Genomic DNA, 14,455 nt, shown 5'->3' on the forward strand with positions numbered 1-14,455 from the left:
TGGGGCTGTCGTTATCTGCCGTATAGGCAGCTTAGAAATGTTTCAGTGGACCCACTACCAGCTGACAAAGGTTATCTGCCGTATAGGCAGCTTAGAAAATTACAAAGCCAAAGACGACTATGGTCGTGTGGTTATCTGCCGTATAGGCAGCTTAGAAAAGCCAATGACTGGGATTTGGTATTAGGTCAGTGTTATCTGCCGTATAGGCAGCTTAGAAATATTGCCTTGTTACTGGTATTGACTATGTGTTGTTATCTGCCGTATAGGCAGCTTAGAAATCCCTTCCTTTATGCTTGACAAATAACTGAGGGCTATCTGCCGCATAGGCAGCTTAGAAATAGAACTGTAGGAGTTGTATTTACAGCTAATAGCTATCTGCCGCATAGGCAGCTTAGAAAATTTGCATGTAGGCTGGCTAACTGTTTGGTAGCTATCTGCCGCATAGGCAGCTTAGAAATCGTTAACGTTTCTACCAAAATTTTCTATTAAGTTATCTGTCGCATAGGCAGTTTATACTTAGTGAATAGAGGGCTAGAGGATCAGCTCTCCAAACACCCTATTACTGTTATGGACCAATAGTAGGGTCGCATAACCTAGCAAAAGAAGCGAGGAGGTCAATTTTTAGTCTATTAATAATCTTTAATCACAAATATTAAGCCTGCTTATCCTAAAGAAACATTGCAATCGTGGGCTCTAAAACTAGTTGTGTAGCAAAGTCCTATGTGATTGATTTTTATAGCGTAAACTCACTATCTTTTATACAAAAGTTAACCAGTTTTTTGCTTTGGAAAGAGCTGGTTATATTTCTGAATATGAGCGTATCACATACAGACTTGGTTATTTTCACTAAACCATAATTCCTTTCTTTCAATTGGTGTTGTTTTAAATAAAAATGGACTTTTAAGCTTTATGATAGTTCGTTCTTTTAAATTAGTTTTTCTTATTGCATCACCATTCACTTCACAAAATATCCTATCAAAGGTGCCATCTTTTAATAAAATTGATAAACCTTCATAGAGTCTATTATTTAGTTTTATATTTTGTTTTGAAGTAAATAAATAGCTTGGTTTAGTGTAATGTAAAGCAAGTTTTTTCTCTACAATAAGTTCTGGAAGTAAATTTTTCCTTGCTTCTAACTCAGGAAAGGCTTCATTAATTCCTCTTGAATAGTAGTCGAATCGCTTACTATTAAGCATATGAAATAAACCTTCGTAAGTTGGACTTGAAATATAAGGAAGGTTATTTAGCTCCATGATGTTCCGATTTACCCAAGTATGGCCAAGCCCATTCGTATATTTTCTCAAGTCTTCGATAGATTTTACTTTACTAAATTTATTTTCATCTTCTTTTCTAATTAAAAAAATTCGGTAACCAACAATACCTTTTTGAATTGGTATATACACAGGTAACAAGTCTTCTTCGAGAGTCTTCGTAGTATCCAGCCAAGCAACTGTCACTAGTTGGTTTTCACTTTTTTTTAGTAGATCAATAACTCTAAGTTCGTTTATATAATCTGATGATGGTTTAAGTATATATTTTCCATATTTAGCTTCAGTTCTATTTAATGCTTCGAGTATCAAGGCGATAACTTCTTGTCTTCGAGTATCTGTTGCTGAATGTGGTTTCGGGTAGATATACACCATTGGGTCTGAGTTTGGTGATCCAAAAGTAGTAACTGATGTTAAAGCAAGTAGCATAGTTGCCTTTAATAGAAAAATTTTTATCTTATACATGGAGTAATATGTAGTTTCTTAGTATCGACATAATGAGTATAGAGCTAATATGAATGTAGTTGATCTGCGTGTCGTTTTCACCATAAGTTGGTAAAAGAACGCGAAAAGAACTCCATTTGTTGTCAGTTACACTAACAGTTAATAGTCATCATCGTTTAACAACTACCCTCTTGTCTCCTTTCCCTACGAATGCACTCTGCTCCCTTTCCAAAACCCGCCGATAACTCTTCTACTTAGCGGCAGTTACCGGGAAATATATGACAGTTTGGTTGTAGGTTGATCTATTTTGATTATATGAATTATAAACTATCGTAGTAATCACCAGATCGATGCCTGAAAAATACATTACAATACTGAAGCTCCACTTTAAGTGGTTTTTTGTTAACTAAGTTAATATAAGGGTTTAACTCCAAAACAACGTTTACTTCCTTTTGAGCAACTAACTTTTTATACAAAGCTTGCTTCTTAGTTTCATTATCAGACCAAGGCATTCTAATAATTATATTTTCCTTACAGTTTGGAGCAGGTACAGAAAAATATTGTTTAGGTACTAGTACTTCAAACTGACCACCTTCATTAAATCCATAGTTCGAATTTATTTTATATTTCCCACTTTCTAGTTTGTACATCATATGGTAGTAATCAGAGTATTTTCCTTTATTGACTACTATTTCTTGTGCTTGGATTTTGCTCATCACTATCACAGAGAAAACTGCTAATAAATATCTCATTTTACTACTCACATACCTAACTTAATTAAAATTACATTGATCAATCTATGGACACTGTATTCTGACTGAAAAACGCAATATGGTCTAATTTTAATGTGCACAAAACTAAACCACCTGGCTCTCAATGCTGCTCAGTGCTCTGTTTTCCTGCTCCCTCCCTCAAGCTTTCCTAAAAACTTCCGATAATCACAATTAGTGGTAGTTATCTGGGAGTATATGACAGTTTGGTTGTAGTTTGATCAAATTAGATAGAGAGGAATCCCACACTCTGGCTAGTGCAGGGTGGGGTGGGCGAGCTGGCTAGATATCAGCATGCATTCAGTTGGATCTCAATACTTTTCTATAATCTTTTGAATTGCTCCTGAGTCATAGCCCTTTTTTATCACTTTATTAAACTCAGATAAAAAATCTTTCATGTTTAGCTTTTTTGCAAAAGCTAAATAATTCGGATCTCTAGTAATAGGTTTATCAAGGATAGAGAATTGATCTCTTGTTAAGTCATTTGCTTTGTTAATTACAGAATTCAAAGCAGCCTCGCCAGGACTAAAAACTGCGACCTCGATCCGCCCTTTTAATAATTTTATTAACCGTTGGATATTATTTTCGTCTGGGCTAAGTTTAAAATATTTCTTTGCTTTCTCATATTCAGGACCAAAACTGCATCCTCTACAAGCACCAACTATCTTGCCTCTTAAGTCCTCGTTGTTCTCAAACTTAAATTCATTACCGCGCTTGACCACAAGAATTACTTCGTCATAATACAGGGGGACTGAGTAGTCAAAAATCTTCAACCGCTCCTGTGTTATGGACAATCCGACGATTCCAACCTTTCCATTAGAAGCATAATGATAAGCTCTTGCCCAAGGATAGAGTTCAACTTTGAACTCAAGGTCCATTTTTTTGCCAGCATATTTCATAATGTCTACCAAAATGCCTTTAGATTCTTTACCCTCCTTCCAAATCTTTGGTTTCTTAAAAGCATTCCCGGTAATTAAGAGTTCTTCTGAATAACTGCTTGTGCCTACAAGAACTAATGAAGCAAATATAAGATATAATATTTTCCTAAGAGTCATAATTTCTTAATAAACCTTAAGCTATGTAGAATATACCCATTAGTGAATCGAATTATTAATGTACGTCACTCTGATGCTTAAGTTGATTCAATATTCATTATAGATTTTACTCCTTCTGCCGTGTACACAGTTTAACCACCAAACTCTCAGAACCCCTCAATGCTCCATCCTTAACCCAATTCCCCTGTAGTCCATTCAAAACCAGCCGATAACATCAAGAATCGGCCAAATTCTGGAACCTCAACTGGCCACTAAGACATTTTTTGGCCGATAAGTGGCCGATATTAGTTTTTTATGCTTTAATAGTGGCCGATAAGTGCCGATATATAGACTGTCTATGCGAAAAAGTGACATCATAGAGCATCTTAAACAGTTCACCGCTCCAGTGGCGTTTGGTGAGATCAAAGAAGGCTTAGATATTCCTGAGCGTACCCTACGGCGTTATCTTGCTCAATTAGTCAGTGAAGGTAAAGTTCATGCAAAAGGTGAGCATAAAGGACGGCGTTACTTCTATGCTCAGCCAACTGAGGCTCAAGAACAACCGATAACCAGTGCTTCGGGGGCTGGCTTCAACTATTCAACCCACAGCCTACAACTTATAGCTGAAGTGCATAAACCTCTATTTCAGCGAACACCATGCACCTACAAACTTGCTTGGTTAGAGGCTTATTTACCTAACGAAACATTTTACCTTACAGAAATGGAACGCACACAACTCCATAACACAGGACAGAGGTTAAACAAAGAGCTACCTGCTGGGACTTATGCTCGAAAAATATTTAATCGGCTATTAATTGACTTGTCTTACCATTCCTCACGCCTAGAAGGAAATACCTACTCATTAGTTGATACTCAAAAGTTGCTACTAGAAGGTACAGCCGCTACAGGCAAAATTGATGCTGAAAAAGTCATGCTTTTAAACCACAAGGATGCAATACAGTTTCTGGTTGACGGCATTAATCGTCTACAAATTAATGTAGAGAATATTCAGACATTGCATTACTTGTTGGCAGATGGCTTAGTCGCTCCTGGTACAGCGGGCCATATACGACAAGATGCTGTACGAGTTTCATCTACCACCTACATACCTATGGAAGGACAACAGCGTCTTTCAGATCAGATGGAAAAACTTATTGCCAAAGCTGCTGCAATAGAAGACCCGTTTGAGCAAAGTTTTTTCTTATTGGTGCATATTAGCTATCTCCAGGCATTTATTGATGTTAACAAACGGACAGCCCGACTAAGTGCGAATATCCCTCTAGTAAGGCATAACCTTGTACCCTTATCATTTATTGATGTGGATAAAGATAACTATGCAACTGCAGTCATCGTCACCTATGAACTCAATGAGGTAAGGCCATTAGCTGAGCTTTATGTTTACTCCTACTTGCGTAGTTGTGCCCAATATTCCGTTGTAACTGAAGCCATGGGCATTGATACATTGCGTGTACTTTACCGTGACGATAGACGGCGTCTGATAGGAGAGGTTGTCATATCTAAGCTTGTGGGTATACACCTTAAACAACGGTTGGAGCAGTATACACAACAAGAGATTCCTGCTGAGCATCAAGTAAAATTTATGGCCGATATTGCTTTTGATTTAAACAATTTACAACCGTTTAGTATCAGTGGCATGGGAATATCCCAGAGAGAACTGCAAGAGTGGAAAGCTCTATATAATGAAAAAGGGTTAGGTATATAAGCTTACTAACTACTGGTTGCGGGTTTCGTACCTGTTGAAGAAGCCTTGCAGCCTCAATGTCTGCCCTAACTAAAATAATAGACAAAATTAAAGGGCTCTACGCGTCTTTGCGTGGAATGATCAAAAAGCCAGCACACCTGGAGAAAGCCTATCCAGCGCCATTGGATCGATAATTAATCGCTTAATACACTTGATTTAAAGGGGTTACTAAACATAAGTCGTTAATTGAAATCTTCAATTCTAGCAACCAATTGAGGTGTATATTATTTATATGATCCACGCAAGGGCTCGGAGAGCCTAAAATCGGAACCCCGCCAGCGGGGCCCCCACGATTTATGGCCTTGACAGCTCTCCGTTCCTAAAAAATGACACCAGATATACTGACAAATCATAACTGATATGAACCGACTGGTTGGTTTTTATCCACAAAAATAGTGGATAACCCTGTTAACAGTTCGTTAGCAAGTGACCTTAGTGTATAAAAGTGATAGTTATCAAAGGTGAAAGCAAGTAAGTGTGGTTTTCCTAGCGTACTTCCCAGGTTTCTTCTACTATCTGTGTCGTTTAATACTATAGATAAAGAGACATAAAGTATGACAACTAAAAAACCAACTGCAATTAAAGAGCGCTACACCAAGACACAAATTTTGGCCGAACTAGCAGAAAACACAGGACTAACGAAAAAAGAAGTATCAATGGTATTGGATGAGTTGTCTGATCTGATTGAAAGGCATATTAAAAAGCGTGGTTGTGGTGAGTTCACTTTGCCTGGTTTACTGAAGGTGACGACTAAGAAAAAACCTGCAGTTAAGGCTCGTAAAGGGGTCAATCCATTTACGGGTGAAGAAATGATGTTTAAGGCCAAACCTGCCACCATGCAGGTAAAAGCTACCCCCCTAAAAAAATTAAAAGATTATGCTTTAAGCTAAAAAGTTTCACTAACGATGCAGCCCTTTAAATTCAAAAGGGTTGCATGTCGTGACAGCGTAACAAATTGAGAACTTAGTATGTAGCAAAACCCTAAGTGATTGATTTACATAGTGCAAACTGGTTAATTTTTATACAAAAGTTAACCAGTTTTCTGGATAGTTATAAGGCGAGAATCATGCTTATCAGCAACAATTGTGGAGATGAAGCTTGAATCTATACTTTATCTTTTACAAAGTTTACCATTGGTAGCTATTACTTATGTCTGCAGGGTTAAGAACTATTATCTTATTCCAATATTTTTTTTCCACACTTATTTCGTTTATTCTGTCGTATTGTAAAGCGTGAATAAAGTCAATTAGTACTAGCCAGTAGTTTTTATTAGTATGATCTATTTTTTTATCATTAATAAATTTTTCTAGCTTTTCTGTTTTATCATTAATGCTATATTGAAGACTATTTGAACAAACTTCTCCAGACCAGCCAGTATCTCCTTCAATGTTATCCATTCCTCCAACAATAAATGTTTTATCAAATACTTCGCTAGAAAGATATAGCTCAATTTGTAGGTCTTTGCTGACATCAATTAAGTAATATTCTGAGTTATCTTTTTTAGAGGCAAAGTCATCTAGCTCTTTGCGGATTTTTTTGCCAAGTTTTCCAATACTCCTTGTGCAGGAGTTTGAAAAAGTAAGAAATATAAACCATGAATAACCTAGTTGTTTGTTTCCAATCTCTGCTGTAATTTTTTCAAGCTTATCTTGTACTGGAATATTATTTACTTTTTTTCCATTTTCTAGAACACGAGTAAGCCTAGTGGCTTCTACAATAGTGTCATTATTCACAATAAAATCGGGGAATTTTTTATTACCACAAGGCTCATATATGTATTCCTTTATACCAATCTTATTTAAATAATTTAAACAACATTGCTCATCTATATTCATCGTCCTTTTCCTATACTGATATTTTCCATAACTCTATGGTGGTAGCCCAAGAGCAAAAGCATGCTTCATCGATAATAAATATGCTCAAAACTTTTCATCACTAGTTTGGCTCATTCACTACCAGCTGACTAGATACCAGCTCTTAACTGGCTAAATAATGTTGAAGTCATACGCTTGGTCCTTGAACTTGATAACGAACTCTTTAGCTTGTTCTAAATTTTGTGGGTACCGCTCTCGGTGCCAAATTGGCCCCTCTTTGTGGTATACCTTTTGAAAGTTAAAACCATGATCCACTAAATATTTTACTTTTTTCCATTGTTTGTCATCTAACTTTTTCGGTGGACGAAACCTTATGTCCATGCATAGTGCCGCTCCCCCACAAGTAGGACACTTACGATAAAACACACCTTTTTCAAATGGACGTTTGTATGTGCTGCGACAGCCGAAGCAAGTATAAGGAACTAAGTTAGAAAGTGGTTGATTACTCATAGTATTTAACTATTAATTAACGTCACTATGACGTTGGTGGTTTAAAATAGCTAGATTCCAGCTCTTACCCGATTAGGTTTTTTTACGCATATCGTGTCTTTGTCTAAGGCATTTATCTATCTTTTTCAGAGTAGCCTTTCGATTTTTCGATTTTCTCAAAACCTCTAATCTTGCCTCACCTTGTTCGATATCATGCTTTAAGCGAACAGTTTCAATTTCCGAAGGTAGTCCGCTTCGAACTAAATCAGAATACGATTTTCGTAATTGTTGCCATTTCTTAGTCTCACGTCTTTTCGGGACAGGAGTAGCATCCCCTATATTGTAACAATTTTCTTTACATATAGAGCAGATAACGGAGCCATTATGCTTTTTAGGTCGCCTATAAGAAACTCTGCAATCAAAACAAACCCAAGTAAAATTGTTCATTACTTTAAAACCTAACTACTAATGAGCGTCATGGAGAGCAGGCTAAACGATTTAGTTTGTGACACTTAATATTACCTGGTTTTGCATACCTTCATGCGTGAGTTTAACTTGCTTACCAAGTAAAGCTGCCAACCACTTTAAAAAACTAACTAGAGAGCTATACGAAGCCGAATCTTGTATATCGTAAGGTGAAACATCTAACTCAATTTCAGACTCTATGAAAAAATGACAATTCAATTGAGTTTTGTCTGTTACCCAAATATGTAATGTTGTGGGCTCTTCTAATTGCAGCTTCTTAATGCTACCAAAATCCTCTGGCAAAGATATCTCTCTGTCTCCATGGATAAATTTTATTCGATATTTTGAACGAAGAATTGCGCTAATAAAGGAGTTCCATTCAGATATATTTACCTCTTCTACGTAGATATCTCGCAGAGAACCATCCGCTTCAAATTCTTCTTTAACCTCATCCCATTCTTTCATATAAGTTTCGTATAGCTATTAATTAACGTTACTCTGATGTTGGTGGTGTGGAGGAAAGGCTAGATAATAGCCAAGCATTTTTCTTAGCTATCTTTAAGGTGGCCTTTAAAATTCTTAGTTCTTTTGTTGTACGCCAATTATCAATAGCCCAAGCAACAGAGAAAACACCCATCATTGTATATATAGTATTAGGGTCTTCAACTCTTAGCCAATCTAAATACGGAAAGCTATCTGGCAATACTGGTAATAAGAAAAGCCATATACCCATCACCAAAGAGAACCACTTGAAAATATGGTGCTTCTTATCCATTTTACGGATAGCTTTCTCTATTTCTTCAATATTCATGAGTTTTAGTGCATAACTTGCAATAAATATTTATTTAAGATGGTGTACTAAGGTGCTATTTTTTACCTAGTTACGTTTATTCATACTCACCAATAATTTCAATTTTTCCTACAATATTATTGTTTAGCTCTTCCAAATCTTCAGCAGGAATCCACCACTCAGTATGATGTTTTGCTCCAACAGTTTTAACAGGGTACTTGTCCATAAACTCTTTATTAACTAAGAATCTGGAAACATAACCTTTACCAAAGTCAGTAATATTCCACTGAGTAAGCTCAATTGCATATTCTTCACTAGTAACTGGATAAAATATTGGTTGCTCAGGTAAGCGCGGTGGCCATTTTTTATAGTCACTCTCAATTACCAAATCCAACTCTTTCTGACCAAGCGGCCTGTAACAAACAATAGTTTCCATTTTCCTCTCAAAACTAATAACTATTCATCTCAATTAACGTATTTACTCATGTAGTATTTTGACTGAAACCATCTGCTAGGTCTAACTCTTCTGCCGTGCATAAAACGCAACCACCCAGATCTCAGGGTGCGCAGTGCTCTGTTTTCCTGCTCCCTCCCCTCAAGCCTTTGCAAAAACAGCGTGTCCCCTCGGTAGGCGTGCGTGCAAGCCGGAATAACCTTTGATAGCCTAACCTCAACAGTTATCACCCTTGTTGAGGATACTCATGTCAGAAGAAGCAACTGCTACTAAACCACCATTAACATTAGAGTCAGTAAAAGCTAAGTTTGATGCTTGGCGGCAACGACCAGGTACACGGAGACCATTTCCTAAAGCGTTTTGGTTGGATGTCATTGCCCTGCAAGAGCATTATAAATTATCCAAGATTTTAACAACACTAAAAATCTCTCGTGCTCAGCTAGAGAGCAAAGAACGACAATTAACGGGTAAGGTGAAGCCCATTAAAAAAACTGTATCGCCTGCTAAGGAATTTGTGACTGTCGATTGTGATGGTATTAAAGAAGAAATAAATCCTGAGTTAACCGACCTTTGTTGGCCTAATGTGCTGACTGTCGAGTTTACACGACCCGATGGTACTGTCCTTAAGGTCAATGATTTATCGTCCGAAGCCGTCGATGCCTTAATTTCTCGATTTATTGCCTAATATTATTATGCTGCAATTGACGCCTCAACACCGTTTATTATTAGCGGTTAATCCCATCGACTTCCGAAAAGGCATGAATAGTTTAGTTGCACTGTGTCAATTGCAATTAAATGAGCAGGCCGATTCAGGGACTATTTTTGTGTTTACGAACCGGCGTAAAGATGCGGTTAAATTATTAGTCTATGACGGACAAGGGTTTTGGCTCTGCATGAAGCGATTTTCTCAAGGCAAGTTAAAGTGGTGGCCGAAAGCCGGAGAAACCACCTATAAAATCAGTGCCAAAGAGCTGCAAATTCTATTATACCAAGGCAACCCCAAACGGGCCTCTATCACGGAAGACTGGAAATCAGTGGCGGCTTAATTATTTGTTAAGTGAGCGTATTTATTATTTTTTATGCAGCTAATGATGCTTCTTGTGTTGTAATTGATAACAGGGTTTGTTGGTAATTCCAGGGTAACCACGCAAAGGGGTCTTGTTTCACTTGTTCCTGGTGTTGCTGTAATACCGTTAAATAATCAATGGGGTTAATGCCATTTTGTAAAGCGGTATGGATGACACTCATTAATTCACTACCCACTTTGGCACCATTGAGGGTTTTGTGGAATAAGCTGCTTTTCCTGATGCGAATCGCCAGCTTCAAAGCACGCTCAACTGTATTGGTATCCAATGGTGCACCAGCACGGGTTAAAAACCGAGTCAAGGTGTCCCAACGTTTAAGCCAGTAGCGGTAGCTTTTTGCTAAGGGTGTTTTAGGTTCTTCTACCGCCAGCTGCAGCTCCATCCACTGCTTCATTTCTTCCATCAATGGCTTGCTATGTTCCTGGTGATAAGCCAGTCGGTCTTTAGGGGGTAGCTTATGTTTTTTACAATGGGCTTCGTTAGCATAAACTTGCCCAATAGTATCCAAGACGATTTTAGCCTCATCAGGGTAATCGGCTTCAAGCTCAACAAATTTTCGTCGTCCATGCACAATACAGTGGCAAACAATGGTTTCTAAGGCTTTATCTACTTTATTTTGGGATAAGGCATCGCAAGCTTGAAACGGGATAGGTAAATCCTCCTCTCGCTCATTTAATACATCGGTTAGATTTTCACCGGCATGTTTTACCCCGGAGAAAAATAAATAGATAGGATGACCTTGATGATCAGCCACTAGACCGGTAGTAAATGTGCCTTTTTTATCTGGCTTATCAGGATTCACCTCCTTACCCGTCATCACTGATTGCACTTTGACTGTCGTATCATCCTGAAAGAATAAAGGGCTTTGTGCAGCCAATGTCACCAGAGCATTGAAGATATAAGCAGCAACTTGATAAACATTCAGGATCAATCCCCATTGGGTAGTATCAGGAATGGGCACACCGGTTTGTTGTTGCCATTGAGCTAGTCGATACAGAGGTAAGCCTAGCTGATACTTTAGAACGGCAACCATCGCTTTTGCTCTTTCGTCGTATTTCTCTGTGATGTTAGAAGACCGTGGCGCTTTAAGTAGCTCACCACACAAAGCACAACGTAACCGCTGTTGTTCATAGCGGTAAGCATTGAATAACTGGCCGCCTTCAATGCGGATAAAGACACCTGGTGTCTTGATTTCATAGAGCCTGCCTCCACACTGTGTGGGACAAGGATCACCAGCTTTATAATCAGGGTGATTGAGCGCAATGACTTCGGCCGCAGTATAAGCACTGGCGTGTAATTGACCATGACCAGGCCGCTTGGGCTTGTCTGCTACGGGTTTTGGTTTAGGCTGGATGTTATCAGTATTTCCTGTCGTGTCACCCTGGCTAGGCTCATCTTCAATCGGTGCGTCTGCATCAACAGTCTCTGGTGGCTTTGTACCGCGAGAACGCTTCTCTGATTGGATGCCAAACGCCTTTTTAAGGTTATTAATGCTAATTTGCGAGAAGGTCAGTTTTTGCTGGAGCCATAAACACAGCTCCAATACACCAATGACTAAGGCTTTGTGTGCCTCTGTTAAATTCGACTGCTCAATGGCTAGGCGTAATTGGTCGAAGCCTTCGACAGTTAATGTCTCGATTTTGGGTGATTTCATTACAACGATAAACGGCTGCTAATTTGATGTAGGCAGCGTACTAGAGGGGGTAGGTGATTGGATAGACGATATTAGCTGTATAATGTGTAAGTTATTTACTGTAACCCCATGATTGCCGAGGGGACACGATTTTCTCGCCAGGCTTGAAAGGCTGCTGCGACTGATTCAAGGGATATTGAGTCTACCATAATACTTCCTTACAAATTATTCGGAAGCTAGTAAACCACTAAAAATTAATAAAGTTGAGCTAGGGTGTCGTAAGGACACAATAAAACTATTATCTAAGTTATTAAATGGCCTCCCTGGTAGTATGCGAACACTATTTTGTAAATATTGTAAATAGCTTTGCTACTTGTTAATACTTTAGATGTACATTAGTCATATATCGCACTTGTCTTGTTCTGAGTTAGATCTACAGAAACAGAAGATGTAGGTTAATAAGTCTTTTTCAAGGTGTTATGAATCACGTGATAGTGGCCAGTGTTGTCTGACAGGCAGTGTTGCGATGGTGTGAGAGTTAGTAGGTTTCGTGTTTCATTATCAAAGTATATATTTCTGATGATGCTTCAGTAAATTCGCGGAAATATAGAATGGGCCAATAAATAAATTAAAGGAATGTGGCTGTGATAGGTTTTAATAAAATCTTTAAAAAATATATTTTATATACGTTAACAATAGCACTGGGACTAAATATTATTACCGTTTATGCAAAGGTTTCTTTTAGTGACTCAACATCCGATGTGTATGACAATTCAAACTGGATGTCTAAGTTACCTGACACGTCCTTAATTAGTGAGCTTTCTATTCCTGGAACACATGACAGCACAACATTCACAACTACTATGATAGCAGGAGCAGGTTATGTAAAAACTCAATCAATGGACTTTCACGCCCAGTTTAAAGCAGGTATTCGCTTTTTGGACATTAGAGCCAGACACTCTAATGATAGTTTTCCTATTCATCATGGCAATTACTATCTACATAAAAACTTCGCAGATGTACTAAGAAATACTAATTCGTTTCTGTCAAATAATCCTAGTGAAGTAATTTTTATCCGCCTAAAAGAAGAAAGTACCCCTGATAATAACTCTAGATCTTTTGTTGAGACATTTGAGTCCTACATGAAAAATGTGGACTTAGGGAGGCACGTCTGGCGAGGGAGTAATAAAAACCCATCACTAGGTGAGTTAAGAGGAAAAATTGTTATTTTAGATGATTTTGATGGTTCGTCTAGCTACGCTTATATTGAACATAGTAAAAATGATTTTTCCATTCAAGATAATTACAATCCAGACAACGGAGTAGATAAAATAAAGTCGATTAAAAAGCATTTTGCTGACGCAGCTACTGATTCATCAAATAATAAATATATTAATTATTTAAGCGGTTATATAACTGCAATATATACCCCTAAAGGCTTAGCTAAGCAAATGAATTCAAAGTCCCATGACTACATAGCTAACCACTTAGACAAGCGCCTAGGGTTTGTTATTGCGGACTTTCCCGGAAAAGACCTTATTCAAGACCTTATTAACGCAAATAATAGCCGTTTATTTAATGTAGTCTCTGGTTTTAATAACAAATGTTTAGATATTGATGTGGCTTCATCTAACGTTCAAGTTTGGGATTGTAGTGGTAATACCAATCAACAGTGGCACTACGATTTACAGACAGCTCAGATTAGGTCACCTGCCAGTAATTATTGTTTAGACGCTGCTGCCCCCGGCGGTAATTTATACATGAGCCCTTGTCATGGAGGGGCTAATCAGAAGTGGGACCTACTGCTTTCTGGTGAAATCAAAGACCGAGCTCATGGGCAATGCATTGATCTTTACCAATTTAACGACAGTAATGGTGCAAATGTTAAAATGCATGAATGTAACAATCTAAAAAACCAGAAATGGTACGCAGGGAAAGGGTATAAGAAAATTACAGGTTATAATAATAAATGTTTGGATGTGGATGAGAATTCTTCAAACGTTCAAATGTGGGACTGTTCTGGATGGCCCAACCAGCGCTGGACTTACAATATGTTAACAGGTGAAATAAAATCAGGCGCTAATGATAAATGCCTTGATGCCTCTTCTAATGGCAATGTATATATGTACAAATGCCATGGTGGGGATAATCAGAGGTGGGATATTTTACCTACAACGGAGATCAGAAGTAGGGCTAATCGTCAATGTCTAGATCTTTTTGAATTTAATGATAGTGATGGCGCAAATGTTCAAATGTATAACTGCAACAATCGAAAAAATCAGAGATGGGCTTGGAAACAGTAGCTAACTAGTGCCCATCCATAAATAAGTTTTACTTTATACATAGTGTCCCCTCGGTAAGTCTGCTGAGCCATAAAAAATTTTCATTCTACGCATGCTAGCCAAGGGGACACAAAACAGCCGATAAACCCTTTTGTCGGCAGTTAC

At 38.0% G+C, this 14,455-nt stretch carries 15 protein-coding genes and 1 CRISPR repeat array (1 of these 16 running past the window's edge); of the genes, 5 read left to right on the top strand and 10 right to left on the bottom strand.

All coding sequences use genetic code 11. The annotated features are described in order from the left end of the window. Positions 1-457: direct repeats of the CRISPR family, unit length 28 nt; unit sequence GTTATCTGCCGTATAGGCAGCTTAGAAA; it begins 110 nt to the left of the window's first position. 364 nt (positions 458-821) lie between these two features. The 3 genes from OQE68_RS28890 to OQE68_RS28900 all read right to left on the bottom strand — a co-directional run bounded on the left by OQE68_RS28890 (position 822) and on the right by OQE68_RS28900 (position 3,537). Beyond that, on the bottom strand, positions 822-1,733 hold the full coding sequence (locus OQE68_RS28890; protein WP_266195950.1) for a type 2 periplasmic-binding domain-containing protein: 912 nt from the start codon (positions 1,731-1,733) through the stop codon (positions 822-824). Between the two features lie 299 nt (positions 1,734-2,032). After that, on the bottom strand, positions 2,033-2,464 hold the full coding sequence (locus OQE68_RS28895) for a hypothetical protein (RefSeq protein ID WP_180571506.1): 432 nt from the start codon (positions 2,462-2,464) through the stop codon (positions 2,033-2,035). Positions 2,465-2,793: 329 nt separating this feature from the next. Then, positions 2,794-3,537, bottom strand: a complete 744-nt coding sequence (locus OQE68_RS28900) for a substrate-binding periplasmic protein (protein ID WP_180571554.1) — start codon at positions 3,535-3,537, stop codon at positions 2,794-2,796. Between the two features lie 337 nt (positions 3,538-3,874). Between OQE68_RS28900 and OQE68_RS28905 the strand changes: the two genes are divergently transcribed. Both OQE68_RS28905 and OQE68_RS28910 read left to right on the top strand, forming a co-directional pair. Then, on the top strand, positions 3,875-5,239 hold the full coding sequence (locus tag OQE68_RS28905; RefSeq protein ID WP_180571555.1) for a Fic family protein: 1,365 nt from the start codon (positions 3,875-3,877) through the stop codon (positions 5,237-5,239). A gap of 593 nt (positions 5,240-5,832) precedes the next feature. Further along, entirely contained in the window at positions 5,833-6,168 is a 336-nt protein-coding gene (locus OQE68_RS28910; protein ID WP_180571556.1) for an HU family DNA-binding protein, read from the top strand. 237 nt (positions 6,169-6,405) lie between these two features. Here OQE68_RS28910 and OQE68_RS28915 read toward each other — a convergent pair whose 3' ends face one another. The 6 genes from OQE68_RS28915 to OQE68_RS28940 all read right to left on the bottom strand — a co-directional run bounded on the left by OQE68_RS28915 (position 6,406) and on the right by OQE68_RS28940 (position 9,272). Then, positions 6,406-7,113: a hypothetical protein gene (locus OQE68_RS28915; RefSeq protein ID WP_180571557.1), complete on the bottom strand. Its 708-nt coding sequence runs from the start codon at positions 7,111-7,113 to the stop codon at positions 6,406-6,408. 150 nt (positions 7,114-7,263) lie between these two features. Continuing rightward, positions 7,264-7,473: a hypothetical protein gene (locus OQE68_RS28920; RefSeq protein WP_180571558.1), complete on the bottom strand. Its 210-nt coding sequence runs from the start codon at positions 7,471-7,473 to the stop codon at positions 7,264-7,266. A gap of 201 nt (positions 7,474-7,674) precedes the next feature. Further along, the gene (locus OQE68_RS28925) at positions 7,675-8,028 is read right to left on the bottom strand and encodes a hypothetical protein (RefSeq protein WP_180571559.1); all 354 of its coding nucleotides are present in this window, start codon (positions 8,026-8,028) and stop codon (positions 7,675-7,677) included. 51 nt (positions 8,029-8,079) lie between these two features. After that, positions 8,080-8,511 carry a protein export chaperone SecB gene (locus OQE68_RS28930; protein ID WP_180571560.1) on the bottom strand — a complete coding sequence of 144 codons (432 nt, stop codon included), beginning with the start codon at positions 8,509-8,511 and terminating at the stop codon, positions 8,080-8,082. Positions 8,512-8,539: 28 nt separating this feature from the next. Next, a complete protein-coding gene (locus tag OQE68_RS28935) occupies positions 8,540-8,857 on the bottom strand; it encodes a hypothetical protein (protein WP_180571561.1) in 318 nt (105 codons plus the stop codon). Between the two features lie 76 nt (positions 8,858-8,933). After that, positions 8,934-9,272: a hypothetical protein gene (locus OQE68_RS28940; RefSeq protein ID WP_180571562.1), complete on the bottom strand. Its 339-nt coding sequence runs from the start codon at positions 9,270-9,272 to the stop codon at positions 8,934-8,936. Between the two features lie 265 nt (positions 9,273-9,537). Between OQE68_RS28940 and OQE68_RS28945 the strand changes: the two genes are divergently transcribed. Together OQE68_RS28945 and tnpB are read left to right on the top strand one after the other, a co-directional pair. Continuing rightward, entirely contained in the window at positions 9,538-9,975 is a 438-nt protein-coding gene (locus tag OQE68_RS28945) for a serpin family protein (protein WP_180572015.1), read from the top strand. Between the two features lie 7 nt (positions 9,976-9,982). After that, on the top strand, positions 9,983-10,336 hold the full coding sequence (gene tnpB, locus OQE68_RS28950) for an IS66 family insertion sequence element accessory protein TnpB (protein WP_180572016.1): 354 nt from the start codon (positions 9,983-9,985) through the stop codon (positions 10,334-10,336). A 31-nt stretch (positions 10,337-10,367) separates the two neighbouring features. Here the strand turns inward: tnpB and tnpC are convergent, their stop codons facing one another. Further along, the gene (gene tnpC / locus OQE68_RS28955; RefSeq protein ID WP_266195951.1) at positions 10,368-12,029 is read right to left on the bottom strand and encodes an IS66 family transposase; all 1,662 of its coding nucleotides are present in this window, start codon (positions 12,027-12,029) and stop codon (positions 10,368-10,370) included. A gap of 623 nt (positions 12,030-12,652) precedes the next feature. Here tnpC and OQE68_RS28960 point away from each other — a divergent pair. Continuing rightward, positions 12,653-14,311: a phosphatidylinositol-specific phospholipase C domain-containing protein gene (locus OQE68_RS28960; RefSeq protein WP_180571547.1), complete on the top strand. Its 1,659-nt coding sequence runs from the start codon at positions 12,653-12,655 to the stop codon at positions 14,309-14,311. The last annotated feature ends 144 nt before the right edge of the window (positions 14,312-14,455 follow it).

The organism is Spartinivicinus marinus, from assembly GCF_026309355.1.
Taxonomy (GTDB): domain Bacteria; phylum Pseudomonadota; class Gammaproteobacteria; order Pseudomonadales; family Zooshikellaceae; genus Spartinivicinus; species Spartinivicinus marinus.

Excerpts from the sequence above, each read along its gene's own strand:
- OQE68_RS28890 (WP_266195950.1), bottom strand. The coding sequence starts at position 1,733 with ATGTATAAGATAAAAATTTTTCTATTAAAGGCAACTATGCTACTTGCT.
- OQE68_RS28895 (WP_180571506.1), bottom strand. The coding sequence starts at position 2,464 with ATGAGATATTTATTAGCAGTTTTCTCTGTGATAGTGATGAGCAAAATC.
- OQE68_RS28900 (WP_180571554.1), bottom strand. The coding sequence starts at position 3,537 with ATGACTCTTAGGAAAATATTATATCTTATATTTGCTTCATTAGTTCTT.
- OQE68_RS28905 (WP_180571555.1), top strand. The coding sequence starts at position 3,875 with ATGCGAAAAAGTGACATCATAGAGCATCTTAAACAGTTCACCGCTCCA.
- OQE68_RS28910 (WP_180571556.1), top strand. The coding sequence starts at position 5,833 with ATGACAACTAAAAAACCAACTGCAATTAAAGAGCGCTACACCAAGACA.
- OQE68_RS28915 (WP_180571557.1), bottom strand. The coding sequence starts at position 7,113 with ATGAATATAGATGAGCAATGTTGTTTAAATTATTTAAATAAGATTGGT.
- OQE68_RS28920 (WP_180571558.1), bottom strand. The coding sequence starts at position 7,473 with ATGGACATAAGGTTTCGTCCACCGAAAAAGTTAGATGACAAACAATGG.
- OQE68_RS28925 (WP_180571559.1), bottom strand. The coding sequence starts at position 8,028 with ATGAACAATTTTACTTGGGTTTGTTTTGATTGCAGAGTTTCTTATAGG.
- OQE68_RS28930 (WP_180571560.1), bottom strand. The coding sequence starts at position 8,511 with ATGAAAGAATGGGATGAGGTTAAAGAAGAATTTGAAGCGGATGGTTCT.
- OQE68_RS28935 (WP_180571561.1), bottom strand. The coding sequence starts at position 8,857 with ATGAATATTGAAGAAATAGAGAAAGCTATCCGTAAAATGGATAAGAAG.
- OQE68_RS28940 (WP_180571562.1), bottom strand. The coding sequence starts at position 9,272 with ATGGAAACTATTGTTTGTTACAGGCCGCTTGGTCAGAAAGAGTTGGAT.
- OQE68_RS28945 (WP_180572015.1), top strand. The coding sequence starts at position 9,538 with ATGTCAGAAGAAGCAACTGCTACTAAACCACCATTAACATTAGAGTCA.
- tnpB (WP_180572016.1), top strand. The coding sequence starts at position 9,983 with ATGCTGCAATTGACGCCTCAACACCGTTTATTATTAGCGGTTAATCCC.
- tnpC (WP_266195951.1), bottom strand. The coding sequence starts at position 12,029 with ATGAAATCACCCAAAATCGAGACATTAACTGTCGAAGGCTTCGACCAA.